Source organism: Pseudomonas sp. Van50 (genome assembly GCF_055390755.1).
In genome coordinates this window covers 696,886-712,221 of the sequence record NZ_AP024343.1, presented here as the reverse complement: position 1 = coordinate 712,221, position 15,336 = coordinate 696,886, and the positions used below count along the sequence as shown (strand labels likewise).

The window sequence follows — 15,336 nt, the reverse complement described above, 5'->3', positions numbered from 1 at the left end:
CACGTCTGGTTATGAAATTCAGCAATTGCAGAAAGACAAAGGGCACGACCTGTAAACAGGATCGTGCCCGATGTTACCGGCTAGCACCCGAGGGTGCCAACCGACAGGTGTTGCTTAGGCTGCTACCACGACAACGCGTACGGTGGCTTCAACTTCGGCGTGCAGGTGCACGGCTACGTCGAATTCGCCTACGTTGCGGATGGTGCCGTTCGGCAGACGAACTTCGCTTTTCGCCACTTCAACGCCGGAGGCGGTCAGTGCGTCAGCGATGTCGTGAGTACCGATAGAACCGAACAGCTTGCCTTCGTCGCCAGCGGTGGCAGTGATGGTCACTTCCAGCTCGGCCAGTTGGGCAGCACGGCTTTCAGCCGATGCCTTACGGTCTGCGGCGGCTTTTTCCAGCTCGGCACGACGCTCTTCGAACGCAGCCAGGTTGGCAGCGGTCGCAGCGGTGGCTTTGCCGAAAGGCAGCAGGTAGTTACGACCGTAGCCGGCCTTAACGTTTACTTTGTCGCCCAGGTTGCCCAGGTTGGCGATTTTTTCCAGAAGGATCAGTTGCATGTGAAAATCCTCTAACTTTTAACCTTCACCGTTCGCGTTGTCGGCGTCTTTCGACGCCATACGACCGCGAAAATCAATCAGGCTGTCAACGATGGCCAAGACCACGAGCAACGGACCGAGCAAGTGCATGAAAGGCAACAACGTCACGTATATCCCCACCAGCCAGAACGTGGCCAGTCGCTTCTGCGCCACCAGCCCGTGAATCAGGGCCAGGCCGGCGAAGACCAGCGCAACACTGCACAACGGCAACAGGATCAGTGCATGCAGCCCGAAGAACGGAGCGACACACATGACGGCCAGCAGTGACAGCGCCACGCTCTTGGGGAATCGGATGGCGCGAAACTCGCGACCGAAACCACCGGGGTTATACAACGACGCCTGCCAATAGCGCCCAAGAATCAGGCACAGCACGCTAAAGATCTGCAGCGAAGACGCTATCGAAATGATCATCAGCGGAGCGCTCAGGGCGGTGAGAAACGCCTTCTGGTCTGCCGAGAATGTCTCGTAGACCTCACCCATCGCCAGCGGCAGGACGTGTTCGAACGTCTGCGCCAGTGACTCGATGAAGGAACTGAATACAGTTCCCAGGCTCACCGCACACAACAACCCCACGGCCACGCTGCACAGCAGCACGCGATTCCAGGTATGGCCGGCGCGCAAAACCAACGCCAGGCCACCAGCCCCGAGCAACACCAAAAGTGTTGTCGGGTCCTTCAGGAAGTACCAGCTCACCAACGCTGACAGCAACCCGATACCCAGGACGCTCAAGGCGTCCGAACCGCGCCGCAGGAGCACAAGGCACCCAGCGGCGGCACTCAACCAGAACAACAGCGGCAATGCCGCGGATCCGGCCACAACCAACGTGGCCTGCACACGTCCCCGCATGATGAAGTCAGCTAAGGCGCGCATGCATTCAATCCCTTACTACTCGTCGACTGCCCGGTCTCAGCGGCCGTGGCTGTCGGTGTAGGCCAGCAGGGCCAGGAAGCGGGCGCGCTTGATAGCGGTGGCCAGCTGACGCTGATAACGAGCTTTGGTACCGGTGATACGGCTTGGAACGATTTTGCCGGTCTCGGATACGTAGGCTTTCAGAGTGTTGAGATCTTTGTAATCGATCTCTTTCACGTCTTCAGCGGTGAAGCGGCAGAATTTACGACGACGGAAGAAACGTGCCATGTGATTGGCTCCTTAAAAGGTCCGTGGATTACTCGTCAGCGTTATCGCTGTTGTCGCTGTCGCTATCGCTGTCATCGCCATCGGCGCTGTCAGAGTGCTCAGGACGGTCGCGACGCTCACGGCGCTCACTGCGGTTTTCTTCAGCCTTGAGCATCTCGGATTGGCCGGTGACGGCTTCTTCGCGACGGATGACCAGGTTACGGATCACTGCATCGTTGTAGCGGAAGTTGTCTTCCAGCTCGGCCAGGGCCTTGCCAGTGCACTCAACGTTCAGCATCACGTAGTGAGCCTTGTGAACATTGTTGATTGCGTAGGCCAGTTGACGACGGCCCCAATCTTCCAGACGGTGGATTTTTCCGCCGTCTTCTTCGATCAGCTTGGTGTAACGCTCAACCATGCCGCCGACTTGCTCGCTTTGATCCGGGTGGACCAAAAAGATGATTTCGTAATGACGCATGAATGCTCCTTACGGGTTGTAGCCTGCCGCTCAAAAACGGTCAGACAAGGAGTGAATGACACTTATGGACTTGTGGACGCTAGACACATAAGTGCCTGCCATCACAGCAAGGGGCGCAATTGTAGAGAAGGGCCGAGGGCGGCGCAAGGCAATTGGCGATTATTTGAACAGCCGCCGATCCTCACCTTGCACAAAACACTGTGGGAGCGAGCTTGCTCGCGATAGCGGCGTGCCAGTCGACTTTTACGTCACGGCGGCACCGTCATCGCGAGCAAGCTCGCTCCCACATTTGATACGCGTCTGGATCAGGGCTTTTTGGCGACAGCCTTGACGCTCCGCTGGCGTAGCGCCTCGAACAGGCACACGCCGGTGGCCACCGAGACGTTGAGGCTGCTGACGCTGCCAGCCATCGGCAGCTTGACCAGGTAGTCGCAATGCTCGCGGGTCAGGCGACGCATGCCCTTGCCTTCGGCGCCCATGATCAGGATCGTCGGGCCCGTCAGGTCCTGGTCATAGATACTGACCTCGGCCTCGCCCGCCGTGCCGACCACCCAGAGGCCGCGCTGCTGGAGTTTTTCCAGGGTGCGCGCCAGGTTGGTCACCGCCACCAACGGGATCACTTCCGCCGCGCCGCAGGCCACCTTGCGCACCACGGGCGTCAGGGTTGCCGACTTGTCCTTGGGCACGATCACCGCCAACGCACCGGCGGCATCCGCCGAACGCAGGCAGGCGCCGAGGTTATGCGGATCGGTCACGCCATCCAGCACCAGCAGCAGGGGGGCGCCTTCGGTGCGATCGAGCAGTTCGTCGAGCATCGCCTCGCCCCAGACCTGGCTCGGGCTGACGTCCGCCACCACACCCTGGTGAACGCCTTCGACCCACGCGTCCATTTCACGACGCTCGGCCTGGCCGATGGCAACCTTGTTTTGGGTAGCCAGTTCGACCAGCGCTTGCACGCGCGGCTCGCTGCGACCTTCCGCCAACCACACTTGCTTGACACGTTTGGGGTGGTGACGCAGCAGTGCTTCTACGGCGTGCACGCCGTAGATTTTTTCCAGACTCATGACTTGGCCTTAGGTTTGCGCGACCCGCCGCTTTTCGCGGGGGCCGACCCCGCTTTTGGCGGGCCTTTACGGTGTTTACTCGGCTTGCTCGACGGCTTTTCCGCCCCGTGGGACTTTCCCCCAGACGCCGCTTTACCACCGCTTTTGGCTTCGTTGAGCAACTGCTGCTTCAACTCGCGGCTCTTGCGCAGTTCGGCGTTTTTCGCCGCTGCGTCGCTGGGGCGGTAGGCTTCGGGAGCCTTGTCCTTGACGGACGAACGGCGACCGGCCTTGGCTGGCTCAGGCTCCGCGGCTTTTGCAGGAGCCCCCTTACCTTTACCTTTGGTCGCAGGCGCTGCGGTCTCGCTGCCACGTTTTTTACGGCCAGTCGGTGCCTCGGCGGGCTTGTCAGACATGCCGAAGTCGATCTTGCGCTCATCGAGGTCGACGCGCATGACCTGCACTTCCACGGTGTCGCCCAGGCGGAAGCTGCGACCGGTGCGCTCGCCCGCCAGGCGGTGGTGCACAGGATCGAAGTGGTAGTAATCGCCCGGCAAGGCGGTGACGTGCACCAAGCCCTCGACGTAGATGTCGGTCAGTTCGACAAACAAACCAAAGCCGGTCACGGCAGTGATCACGCCTGGGAACGACTCGCCCACGCGGTCTTTCATGAACTCGCACTTGAGCCAGTTCACCACGTCGCGAGTGGCTTCGTCGGCGCGGCGTTCGCTCATGGAGCACTGCTCGCCCAACTGTTCCAGGGCCGCTTCGTCGTACGGATAGATCCGCGCCTTCGGAATGGTCATGGCACCGGCGCGCTTGACGTGCGGGGTGTTCTGCTTGGAATGGATCACGCTGCGGATCGCACGATGCGTGAGCAGGTCCGGGTAACGGCGGATCGGCGAGGTGAAGTGGGTGTACGCCTCGTAATTCAGACCGAAGTGGCCCTGATTGTCAGCGCTGTACACCGCCTGGCTCAGGGAGCGCAGCATCACTGTCTGGATCACATGGTAATCCGGACGGTCCTTGATGCTGGCCAGCAGTGCCTGGTAGTCCTTCGGCGTCGGGCCGTCCTTGCCTTTGTGCAGGGACAGGCCGAGCTCGCCGAGGAAGGCGCGCAGTTTTTCCAGACGCTCCGGCGGCGGGCCGTCGTGCACGCGGTACAACGCAGGAATCTCGTGCTTCTTGAGGAATTCGGCGGTGGCCACGTTGGCCGCCAGCATGCACTCTTCGATCAGCTTGTGCGCATCGTTACGGGTCGTCGGGGTGATCGCGGCGATCTTGCGCTCGGAACCGAAGACAATCCGGGTTTCCTGGGTCTCGAAATCGATCGCGCCACGCACGTGACGGGCACCCAGCAACACCTTGTACAGCGAGTACAGCTGCTTGAGGTGCGGCACCACGCCAGCGTATTCGGTACGCAACGCCTTGGCTTCACTGGTCTTCGGCGTTTCCAGGATGGTGCTGACCTTGTTGTAGGTCAGGCGCGCCTGGGAGTGGATCACCGCTTCGTAGAACTGGTAGTCGGTCATTTCGCCGGTCTTGGAGATGGTCATCTCGCACACCATGGCCAAACGGTCGACTTTCGGGTTCAGCGAGCACAGGCCGTTGGACAGCTGCTCAGGCAGCATCGGAATCACGCGCTCAGGGAAATACACGGAGTTGCCGCGCACCTGGGCTTCGTTATCCAGGGCCGAACCGATCTTCACGTAGCTGGACACGTCGGCAATCGCGACGAACAACTTCCAGCCGCCGGAGAACAGGCGCAGCTTGCCGGGCTTGGCTTCGCAGTAGACCGCATCGTCGAAGTCGCGGGCATCTTCGCCGTCGATGGTGACGAACGGCAGATGGCGCAGGTCGATGCGTTTTTCTTTATCTTTCTCTTCGACTTCCGGCTTGAGCTTGGCGGCTTCCTTGAGCACCGCCTCGGGCCAGACGTGAGGAATGTCGTAGGTGCGCAGCGCAACATCGATTTCCATGCCCGGCGCCATGTAGTTGCCGACCACTTCAACGATATCGCCCTGTGGCTGGAAGCGCGCAGTTGGCCAATGGGTGATTTTCACCTCGACGAACTGACCCACCTTGGCGGCGCCATTACGGCCCGGGGTAATCAGCACTTCCTGCTGAACCTTCGGGTTATCCGGCACGACAAAACCGATACCGCCTTCTTCGAAGTAACGGCCAACGATGCTTTCATGGGCACGGGACACCACTTCGACGATCACGCCTTCACGGCGACCGCGACGATCCAGGCCGGACACGCGGGCCAGGGCCCGGTCACCGTCGAACACCAGGCGCATTTGCGCCGGGCTCATGAACAGGTCGTCGCTGCCGTCGTCCGGGATCAGGAAACCGAAGCCGTCACGGTGACCGGCGATGCGGCCCAGGATCAGGTCGAGCTTGTCCACCGGTGCATAGGTGCCGCGCCGGGTGTAGATCAGTTGAGCGTCGCGCTCCATGGCGCGCAGACGGCGGCGCAGGGCTTCGAGCTGGTCCTCGGTGGTCAGACCGAACTCTTCGACCAACTGCTCGCGGCTAGCAGGCGAACCCCGATCGGCGAGATGCGCCAGGATCAGTTCACGGCTAGGAATAGGGTTTTCATATTTTTCCGCTTCACGAGCGGCCTCGGGATCGAGGGACTGCCAATCGGCCATTAGAGAGTTTTCACCTTGTCTATATGCGGGTTAGTTTGGCATAGGCTTAATGAAACGGGAAATTTCAAGCATCCGATAGCGTTTCCAGGATCATTTGACCTGCCTTCGAAGCCCCCGGAACGCACCGCTCGTGAAATTTAGCGGTTTTTTTCTCCGCAGGGGTTTACAGTTAAAAACACGCTCCGTATAGTGCGCGCCATCGACGACGTACACACGTAGCCGATACTGCCCAGATGGTGAAATTGGTAGACACGCCAGCTTCAGGTGCTGGTGACCGCAAGGTCGTGGAAGTTCGAGTCTTCTTCTGGGCACCAATTTCGAGCAGCAGGTCAATGACCTGGCAGCTCAACAAAAACCCGCGAAAGCGGGTTTTTGCATTTCCGCCCCCTGAAATTGCACCGGGCAATTACTAAAACAAAAACAGGGGTTTACAGATCAAAACGCGCTCCGTATAGTGCGCCACATCAACAGCGGCAACGCTGAAGATGCTGCCCAGATGGTGAAATTGGTAGACACGCCAGCTTCAGGTGCTGGTGACCGCAAGGTCGTGGAAGTTCGAGTCTTCTTCTGGGCACCAATTCAAGCTTCAAGGTCACGGCCTTGAACCTCACAGAAACCCGCGAAAGCGGGTTTTTGCGTTTCTGGGTATTGGAAATGTATCTGAGCCTCTGAGATCGCTATCGCGAGCAAGCTCGCTATCGCGAGCAAGCTCGCTCCCACAAGGATCGCAGTGAACAGAGATCCACTGTGGGAGCGAGCTTGCTCGCGATGGGTCCAGCCCGGCCACCCGATCAGGCCCTGAACTGCCCCAGACTTGCCTTCAGTTGCGCCGCCAGGTTGTCCAGCACCTTGCCGCTGGCGGTGGTCTCAACCACGGCCTGGGCCGCTTTCTCAGCCTGGGCATGGATGGTTTCCACCCGCCCACGCACCGCTTGCGCGCCCTGGGCCTGATGAGCCGCCGCCTGGGTCGCCAGGCCGATGGCCGCGTGCACCTGCTCGACGGACGCCTGCACCGACTGCTGCAACCGCGCGCTGTCACGCAGCACCAACAAACCTTCGCTGGCCTGGCGCCCGGCCTGGCCGATGGCAGCCACCGCCTCGCGAGCCCCCTGCTGCAAGGCCACGATATGCGCCTGGATATCGCCCGTGGAGCTCTGGGTCTTGCTCGCCAACGCCCGCACCTCATCCGCCACCACCGCAAAGCCGCGCCCGGTTTCCCCGGCCCGCGCCGCCTCGATGGCCGCGTTCAAGGCCAGCAAGTTGGTCTGCTCGGCGATGCCGTGAATCACGGTCAGCACCACTTCAATCTGTTCGCTCTGCTGCGCCAACCGCTCGATCACTGCCGCCCCGGTATCAACCTGGCCGGCCAGGGCCTCGATCAAGCCGCTGACCTTGGCCGAAGTGCGCGTGTTTTCATCGGTGGCCTGGCGGATCTCCACCACTTGCTGCAGGGCCGCCTGCATTGCCTGGCTTTCCGATTGAGCCTCGTCCGCCATTTGCGACAGCGCACGCAGGCTCTCGGCCACTTCATCACGCTGCATCCCAGCCGCCGCATCGGCGCCGGAGTTGCGCAAGGTCATCGCACCGATTTCCACACCGGTGCGCTGGGCCACATCGCCCGCCTCGCGAACGATGGGCTGCAACTTATCCACAAAGCGATTGACCGCCGCGGCCATGTCGCCGATTTCGTCCTTGCTGTTGATTTGCACTCGCTTGGTCAGGTCACCCTCGCCCGCCGCCAGGTCGTTCATGGCCGCGATCAGCAGTTTCAAGCGATTGACCACCCGACGCCCCAGCACCACGGCCAGCAACACCAGCACGCCGAAACCCACCAGCGCCAGGCCCAGGCCGATGCGCCAGCGCAAGGTGCCCGCAGCGTCCTGCACGGTGCTGGCGGTGTTGGTCTGCATCTGCGTGGCCGTGGTTTGGGCCGACTCCAGGCGACCGCGCATGGCAGTGGCACTGTCAGCCGCCGCGCCCTTGAGGCTGTCGCCGACCAATTGATCGCTGCTGGCGATCAAGGCCGAGAAGCGCTGGTCCAGCGCCTTCAGGTCGGTTTCAACGGCCGCCGTGGAAACCCCCATCAAGACTTTGCCGATCTCGACGCCGTTGGGGTTGATCGAGGCTTCGAGGTAATACACCGACGGATCGTTCTTCGCCGCGTCCAGCACCTTGTCCAACGCCCGCTCGCCCTTGCCTTTTTCCAGCAGCGCTTTGTTGATCGGGTTTTCCCGGTTCAGGTAGCGCGTCAGGTGCTCACCTGCGGCGTCGTCATAGATGACGAACAGCACGTTGGGGTTGCGCTGGGCCCGACGGGCGAATTCAGAGAGGGTGGGCACGTCGTTATCCCACATGGCACGCGGCGCAACAGAAGCCAGGAGCTGCGCCATATCATTGGCGGAATCCCTCAAGTCCTTCTCCAAGGTCCCACGCAACTGCGCCTGCTCGTCCTTCAGGCGAGCCGACAAGCCGGCATTGAGCCGCTGGCGGGTATTGGCGGACAGACTGTCCAGGCTCGACGTAACCTCTCGCCCGGCCTGCTCCAGCTCGGCGGAAAGCTTCTGGCTGTCCGCCCCCAACCGCGCACCCAGATCGGCTTCCAGCGCCGTGACGGTGCTTCGGGTCAGCGCAACGGCTACCAGCACCTGCACCAAAAGGGCGATACCCAGGGTAACGAACACTGGCCGTAGCAAACGGCTTTGTAACAGTGAGAGAACGGCCGACACGTGAAATCCCTCTACCAAACGCCATTAATTTGATGGCACTCAGGAAAACGGTGCCTTAATGGAGTTGCATAGCAAGTGTCGTGCCGCCCGGCAGGCAGAAACGACAAAGGGCCCCAACGAGGGCCCTTTGTTTTTTACATCAAAGGCTTATCAGCCGAACGGATGACGCAGCACGATGGTTTCGTTGCGGTCCGGCCCCGTCGAAATAATGTCAATCGGCGCACCGACCAACTCTTCGACGCGCTTGATGTAGTTGCGCGCTGCCACAGGCAGTTCTTCCAGGGTCTTGGCGCCGACGGTCGATTCGGTCCAGCCTGGCATCTGCTCGTACACCGGCTCCAGGCCGATGTAGCTGTCGGCGTCGGTCGGTGCGTCGATGACAGCGCCATCCTGGTTCTTGTAGCCCACGCAGATGTTGATGGTTTCCAGGCCGTCCAGCACGTCCAGCTTGGTCAGGCACAGGCCCGAGATGCTGTTGACGTCGATGGCGCGACGCAGGATGACGGCATCGAACCAGCCGCAACGACGGGCGCGGCCGGTGGTGGCGCCGAACTCGTGGCCGCGCTTGGCCAGGAAGGCACCGACGTCGTCGAACAGCTCAGTCGGGAACGGGCCCGAACCGACGCGGGTGGTGTAGGCCTTGGTGATGCCCAGGATGTAGTCCAGGTACATCGGACCGAAGCCCGAACCGGTGGCGATGCCGCCGGCAGTGGTGTTGGAGCTGGTGACGTACGGGTAGGTACCGTGGTCGATGTCCAGCAGCGAACCCTGGGCACCTTCGAACATGATGTCCTTGCCGGCGCGGCGCAGCTCGTGCAGCTCGGCGGTGACGTCGAGCATCATCGGCTTGAGCAGCTCGGCGTACTCCATGCACTCATCCAGGGTCTTCTGGAAGTCGATGGCCGGTTCTTTGTAGTAATTGACCAGGACGAAGTTGTGGTAGTCCAGCAACTCGCCCAGCTTGGCGGCGAAACGCTCACGGTGGAACAGGTCACCGATGCGCAGGCCACGACGGGCCACCTTGTCTTCGTAGGCCGGGCCGATGCCACGACCGGTGGTGCCGATCTTCAGCTCGCCACGGGCCTTTTCACGGGCCTGGTCCAGCGCCACGTGGTAGGACAGGATCAGCGGGCAGGACGGGCTGATACGCAGGCGCTCGCGCACCGGTACGCCTTTCTCTTCCAGCTTGATGATTTCCCGCAGCAAGGCATCGGGCGCAACCACCACACCGTTGCCGATCAGGCACTGGACGCCTTCGCGCAGCACGCCCGACGGAATCAGGTGCAGGACGGTTTTTTCACCGTCGATCACCAAGGTGTGGCCTGCGTTGTGGCCACCCTGGTAGCGCACTACGGCGGCAGCATGTTCGGTCAGCAGATCAACGATCTTGCCTTTGCCCTCATCACCCCACTGGGTGCCCAGGACTACGACATTCTTACCCATAACACTTGTCCTCATTCGCGCAAACTTGGTGCCGGCCGCGGCCGGCGGGAAAACTCAAGAAGCCAGCGGCAATACTTGCCAAAGCCCGTTCTGCTGAATCAATTGCCGGTCGCAGTCCGCTTCACGGGCGGCGGCCAAAGGCTGCCCAGGCAAGGCCTGAACGACACGCTGACCCTCACTGCGCAACTGACAGACTGCCTGCCAGAGTGCTGCATCCGTACTGTCAGGCATCCAGATACCGCCAGACGGTAGCTCGACTTCAGCACGCCCCAGGGTCACCAGGGTTTTCAAATCGGTAGAGAAACCGGTCGCCGGACGGGCGCGACCGAAGTCGGCACCGATGTCGTCATAACGGCCGCCCTGGGCGATGGACTGGCCCACGCCCGGTACAAACACGGCGAACACGACGCCGGTGTGATAGTGATAACCGCGCAACTCGCCCAGGTCGAAATACAGCGGCAACTCGGGGAAGCGCACCGACAGTCGCTCGGCAATCGCCAGCAAATCGTCCAGCGCGGCCAACACCGGCGCCGGCGCATGGGCCAGGCGCTCACGGGCTGCGGCCAATACTTCACGCCCGCCGCACAGGTCCACCAGCGCCCGCAGCATGCTCGACAGATCGGCCGGCAGGCCCTCGGTCAGGCTGATGACTTCGTCGATGGCCTTGCGTTGCAGGGCATCGAACAGCTGTTGTTCCACTTCACCGGACAAACCGGCCGCACGGGCCAGGCCGCGATAGATGCCGACATGCCCCAGGTCCATGTGGACATCAGGCACGTCAGCCAGTTGCAGCATGGCCAACATCAGGCTGATGACTTCTACGTCGCTGCTCGGGCTGGCATCGCCATACAACTCGGCGCCCAGCTGGATCGGGCTGCGCGAAGATGACAAGGCACGCGGCTGGGCATGCAGCACGCTGCCGGCGTAGCACAGGCGGCTCGGGCCCTCACGGCGCAGGGTATGGGCGTCGATGCGCGCCACTTGCGGCGTGATGTCGGCCCGAAAGCCCATCTGCCGGCCCGACTGCGGGTCGATCACCTTGAAGGTGCGCAGATCCAGGTCCTGGCCCGCGCCGGTGAGCAGGGATTCCAGGTACTCGATATGCGGGGTGACGACGAACTCGTAACCCCAGCTCTGGAACAGATCCAACACCTGCCGACGCGCTACTTCGATACGCGCAGCTTCCGGTGGCAGTACTTCTTCGATGCCATCTGGCAGCAGCCAGCGGTCTACCGTTGCCATTACGCCATTCCCCTATGGTCCGGGCGGCCAGCCCTCGGGCAAGCCTTGAGTGAAGCAGAAAATACTTGGCCCACGCGCAAAACACGCGCATGAGCGACGTGACGAATGGCCAGCAATCGGCCTCGCCCAGCACTTTCCTCGAAAAACCTGTCGAGTCGTTCAACCCGACGCCTGCAACCAAAACCACAATCAAACGTGCAGACGCAAAAAAGCCGGGAATTTCCCGGCTGCCGCATCATACACACGTTTTCCCAAAGGATCACCCCGCCCGACGCTTTAGCCGCCGGGCGGAGTGCTTCAGGTCAACGCCGTATCAAGGCTTGGACTTTTCCAGGTAGTGGAAGAAGTCGCTGCTTGGGTCCAGGACCATGACGTCGGATTTGTTCGCGAAGCTTTCACGGTAGGCACGCAGGCTACGGTAGAACGCGTAGAACTCCTGATCCTGACCATAAGCCTTGGAGTAGATCGCAGCGGCCTGGGCATCACCATCACCCCGGACCTCTTCCGATTCACGATAGGCTTCGGCCAGCAGCACCCGGCGTTGGCGATCGGCGTCGGCACGGATGCCTTCGGCCAGCTCGTTACCCTTGGCGCGGTGCTCGCGGGCTTCACGCTCACGCTCGGTGCTCATCCGCTCGAACACGCTGCGGTTCACTTCCTTCGGCAGGTCGATGGCCTTGACCCGGACATCGACCACTTCGATGCCCAGCTCTTTTTCCGCCATCGTATTCAGCGAACGGGTGATGTCGGCCATGAGCGCATCACGCTCACCGGACACCACTTCATGCAACGTGCGCTTACCGAACTGGTCACGCAGGCCCGATTCCAGACGACGGGACAGACGCTCGTCGGCGATCTGCTTCAGGCCCGAGGTCGCGGTGTAGAAGCGCTCGGCATCCTTCACGCGCCACTTGGCATAGGCGTCCACCATCACAGCTTTCTTTTCCAGCGTCAGGAAGCGTTGCGTCGGCGCATCCAGCGTCATCAGGCGAGCATCGAACTTGCGCACCTTGTTGACGTAGGGCACCTTCACATGCAGCCCCGGCTGGACATCAGCCTGGACCACGCGACCGAATTGCAGCAACACCGCGCGCTCGGTCTGAGCCACGATGTAGAAGCAGTTCCAGGCAGCGATCGCCACGACGACACCGACAATAAGGGCGATCAGCGATTTATTGCTCATCAGCGACTCTCCCTGGTACGTGCTTGCTGTTGTTGCAGGTCCGCCGCTGCGCGGGTGCCGGCCTCATTGCTGGCCGCCGCCGAACTGGCCGGTGGCGTGCTGGTGTTGCGACCGCTCTCGACCATCTTGTCCAGCGGCAAGTACAGCAGATTGCTCTGGCCGTTCTTGTTGCCAGTCACGAGGACCTTGCTGGTGTTGCTGAAGACTTCCTGCATGGTGTCCAGGTACAGACGCTGGCGGGTCACTTCAGGGGCCTTGCGATACTCGGCCACCAGCTTGGTGAAGCGATCGGCCTCACCCTTGGCACGGGAGACCACTTCATCGCGGTAACCGTTGGCATCCTCGATGATGCGCTGGGCCTGGCCACGAGCTTCCGGCACGACGCCGTTGGCATAGGTTTCAGCCTGGTTGCGCGAACGCTGCTCGTCTTCACGGGCACGGATCACGTCGTCGAAGGCTTCCTGGACCTCACGCGGTGCCGCTGCGCTCTGGACGTTGACCTGGGTGACGGTGATACCGGTGCGATAGGTATCGAGGAACCGTTGCAGGCGCTCCTTGATTTCGCTGGCCATCAGTTCACGACCTTCGGTCAGCACCTGGTCCATGGCGGTGGAACCCACCACATGGCGCAGGGCACTTTCGGTCGCGTGCTGCAGGCTGGTTTCCGGCTGATCGACGTTCAGCACGAAGTCCTGCAGGTTGGTGATCTTGTATTGCACGGTCAGCGGCACCTCGACGATGTTCTCGTCTTCGGTCAGCATCTGGCCCTGCTTGGTGTACGCCCGCTCACGCGTGACGTTCTCCATGAACTTCTGGTCGATCGGCGGGAAATAGATGTTCAGGCCCGGACCAACCGTCTCGTAGTACTTGCCGAAGCGCAGCACCACGGCTTGCTCCTGCTCGTCCACGACATAGACCGCGCTGTACAGCCAGACAGCCGCCAGCACGACGAGACCGATGCCGAGCAGGCCGAAACCGCCGCCCTTGCCAGAACGACCGCCGCCCTCGTCACCGCGTTTCTTACCACCACCGAACAAACCGTTCAGGCTTTCCTGCAGCTTTCGGAAGGCCTCGTCGAGATCCGGCGGCCCCTTGCGGTCGCCGTTGTTACGACGCTTGCCACCCCAAGGATCCTGATTATTCGAGTTGCCACCCGGCTCATTCCAAGCCATAGCGCTCTCCATCTGATAAAGCAAAGACGCACCCACGGCGCGCCGACCAATGCTACAGAATGCCTGACACCGCTTTCTCAGGCTTTTATTGCAAAGTGTGTTGCTCGATGAATTCCATCGGTTGCAGCCCTTCGCGACTGACCAGTCGGTTGAGCTCCGCCCGAGGCAGGCGAACAGCCAGCAGGCAGACACCTTCTTCGTCGTGTTCTTCTTTTTGCACAGCCCCCAGCTCGAAAAACTGCGCACGCAGCCGGGCAAAACGTTGTGGCAATTTCAGGGTGCCGACAAACAGATCGCTGCCCAACAGCTCGGCCACGGCCTGCTTGAGCAGGTCCAGGCCGGTGCCATCGCGGGCCGACAGCCAGACCCGTTGCGGCTTGCCATCGGCATCGCGCTGGATCTGCGGCTCCACGCCTTCGAGCAAATCGAGTTTGTTGTATACCTCGAGGATCGGCAAGTCCTGGGCTCCGATCTCGCCCAGCACCACCATCACCTGCTCGATCTGCAGCATCCGGTCCGGCTCGGCGGCATCGATCACGTGCAGCAGCAGGTCGGAGTTGCTCGACTCTTCGAGCGTAGCCCGGAAAGCCTCGACCAGTTTATGCGGCAGGTGACGGATAAAGCCCACGGTGTCGGCCAGCACGATCGGCCCGAGGTCGTCCAGGTCGAGCCGGCGCAGGGTCGGGTCGAGTGTGGCGAACAACTGGTCGGCGGCGTAGACGTCGGATTGGGTGACATTGTTGAACAGGGTCGATTTGCCGGCGTTGGTATAGCCCACCAGTGAAACCGTCGGGATATCCGCGCGCTTGCGACCACGTCGCGACTGCTCGCGCTGGCTGCGGACCTTTTCCAGCCGCCCCTTGATCTGGCGCAGGCGAACCCGCAACAGGCGTCGGTCGGTTTCCAGCTGGGTTTCCCCCGGGCCGCGCAGGCCGATACCGCCTTTCTGCCGCTCAAGGTGAGTCCAGCCGCGGACCAGCCGCGTACTCATGTGCTCAAGCTGGGCCAGTTCGACCTGGAGCTTGCCTTCATGGGTGCGGGCGCGCTGGGCGAAGATATCGAGGATCAGCCCCGTGCGGTCGATCACGCGACACTCGAAGACACGTTCGAGGTTACGTTCCTGACTGGGCGTGAGGATGTGATTGAAAATCACCAGATCGACCTGCTCGGCATGGACCAGGTCGCGCAACTCCTCGACCTTGCCACTGCCGATCAGGAACTTGGCGGTTGGCCGATGACGCGGCACGTTGAAAAACGCGACGGTCTCGGCGCCGGCCGAAAGTGCCAATTCCTGAAACTCCTGCGGATCTTCGCGCGCCTCAGGGTCCTGTCCATCCAAGTGAACGAGAATGGCCCGTTCACCACCACCGTGGCGCTCAAAGAACAAAGGAGGCTCCTATCAGGCGTTACCCGGTTCAGCGTCACCGCCTTCGGATTCGGTTGCGCTAGGCAGACGAATTGGACGAACTGGCACCACTGTCGAGATCGCGTGCTTGTAGACCATCTGGCTGACGGTGTTTTTCAGAAGGATGACGAACTGGTCGAAAGACTCGATCGTGCCTTGCAGTTTGATCCCGTTGACCAGATAGATGGACACCCCAACTTTCTCTTTACGTAAAGTGTTCAAGTAAGGGTCTTGTAGCGAATGCCCTTTTGACATGTGCCGCACTCCTTTAAGG

Annotated in this window: 13 protein-coding genes, 2 tRNA genes and 1 pseudogene; 2 read left to right on the top strand and 14 right to left on the bottom strand. The window is 61.3% G+C overall.

Annotated features, from left to right (window positions below; translation table 11 throughout):
• Window positions 1–114: 114 nt before the first annotated feature.
• The 6 genes from rplI to rnr form a co-directional block, all read right to left on the bottom strand.
• Window positions 115–561: a 50S ribosomal protein L9 gene (gene rplI / locus ACZ5M5_RS03065; protein WP_003186385.1), complete on the bottom strand. Its 447-nt coding sequence runs from the start codon at window positions 559–561 to the stop codon at window positions 115–117.
• Between the two features lie 18 nt (window positions 562–579).
• Window positions 580–1,470: a YybS family protein gene (locus ACZ5M5_RS03060; RefSeq protein WP_092175832.1), complete on the bottom strand. Its 891-nt coding sequence runs from the start codon at window positions 1,468–1,470 to the stop codon at window positions 580–582.
• Between the two features lie 36 nt (window positions 1,471–1,506).
• A complete protein-coding gene (rpsR, locus tag ACZ5M5_RS03055) occupies window positions 1,507–1,737 on the bottom strand; it encodes a 30S ribosomal protein S18 (protein WP_002551829.1) in 231 nt (76 codons plus the stop codon).
• A gap of 28 nt (window positions 1,738–1,765) precedes the next feature.
• Window positions 1,766–2,194, bottom strand: a complete 429-nt coding sequence (gene rpsF / locus ACZ5M5_RS03050; protein WP_003186395.1) for a 30S ribosomal protein S6 — start codon at window positions 2,192–2,194, stop codon at window positions 1,766–1,768.
• A gap of 305 nt (window positions 2,195–2,499) precedes the next feature.
• Complete coding sequence (gene rlmB, locus ACZ5M5_RS03045) at window positions 2,500–3,258, bottom strand: 23S rRNA (guanosine(2251)-2'-O)-methyltransferase RlmB (protein ID WP_060739416.1); 759 nt, start codon at window positions 3,256–3,258, stop codon at window positions 2,500–2,502.
• A complete protein-coding gene (gene rnr, locus ACZ5M5_RS03040) occupies window positions 3,255–5,891 on the bottom strand; it encodes a ribonuclease R (RefSeq protein ID WP_060739417.1) in 2,637 nt (878 codons plus the stop codon). Before rnr ends, rlmB begins: the two co-directional genes overlap by 4 nt.
• Before the next feature lie 227 nt (window positions 5,892–6,118).
• Here rnr and ACZ5M5_RS03035 point away from each other — a divergent pair.
• Both ACZ5M5_RS03035 and ACZ5M5_RS03030 read left to right on the top strand, forming a co-directional pair.
• Window positions 6,119–6,205, top strand: a tRNA-Leu gene (locus ACZ5M5_RS03035).
• Between the two features lie 176 nt (window positions 6,206–6,381).
• Window positions 6,382–6,468 (top strand) — tRNA-Leu (locus ACZ5M5_RS03030).
• 214 nt (window positions 6,469–6,682) lie between these two features.
• On the opposite strand, the gene ACZ5M5_RS03025 is transcribed toward ACZ5M5_RS03030, so the two are convergent.
• The 8 genes and pseudogenes from ACZ5M5_RS03025 to hfq form a co-directional block, all read right to left on the bottom strand.
• Entirely contained in the window at window positions 6,683–7,387 is a 705-nt protein-coding gene (locus ACZ5M5_RS03025; protein ID WP_371919216.1) for a methyl-accepting chemotaxis protein, read from the bottom strand.
• A 201-nt stretch (window positions 7,388–7,588) separates the two neighbouring features.
• Window positions 7,589–7,642: pseudogene (locus tag ACZ5M5_RS03020) on the bottom strand (hypothetical protein); the annotation flags it as partial.
• Window positions 7,643–8,767: 1,125 nt separating this feature from the next.
• Entirely contained in the window at window positions 8,768–10,060 is a 1,293-nt protein-coding gene (locus ACZ5M5_RS03015) for an adenylosuccinate synthase (protein ID WP_039592540.1), read from the bottom strand.
• A gap of 54 nt (window positions 10,061–10,114) precedes the next feature.
• Window positions 10,115–11,302 (bottom strand): ATP phosphoribosyltransferase regulatory subunit, encoded by a 1,188-nt coding sequence (locus tag ACZ5M5_RS03010; protein WP_060739419.1) that lies wholly within the window; start codon window positions 11,300–11,302, stop codon window positions 10,115–10,117.
• A 313-nt stretch (window positions 11,303–11,615) separates the two neighbouring features.
• Window positions 11,616–12,485, bottom strand: coding sequence for a protease modulator HflC (gene hflC / locus ACZ5M5_RS03005; protein ID WP_060739420.1), 870 nt, complete (start codon window positions 12,483–12,485; stop codon window positions 11,616–11,618).
• The gene (hflK, locus tag ACZ5M5_RS03000) at window positions 12,485–13,657 is read right to left on the bottom strand and encodes an FtsH protease activity modulator HflK (protein WP_060739421.1); all 1,173 of its coding nucleotides are present in this window, start codon (window positions 13,655–13,657) and stop codon (window positions 12,485–12,487) included. Before hflK ends, hflC begins: the two co-directional genes overlap by 1 nt.
• A gap of 85 nt (window positions 13,658–13,742) precedes the next feature.
• Window positions 13,743–15,044: a ribosome rescue GTPase HflX gene (gene hflX / locus ACZ5M5_RS02995; protein ID WP_060739422.1), complete on the bottom strand. Its 1,302-nt coding sequence runs from the start codon at window positions 15,042–15,044 to the stop codon at window positions 13,743–13,745.
• 12 nt (window positions 15,045–15,056) lie between these two features.
• Window positions 15,057–15,317, bottom strand: a complete 261-nt coding sequence (gene hfq, locus ACZ5M5_RS02990; RefSeq protein ID WP_003186419.1) for an RNA chaperone Hfq — start codon at window positions 15,315–15,317, stop codon at window positions 15,057–15,059.
• Window positions 15,318–15,336: the final 19 nt, after the last annotated feature.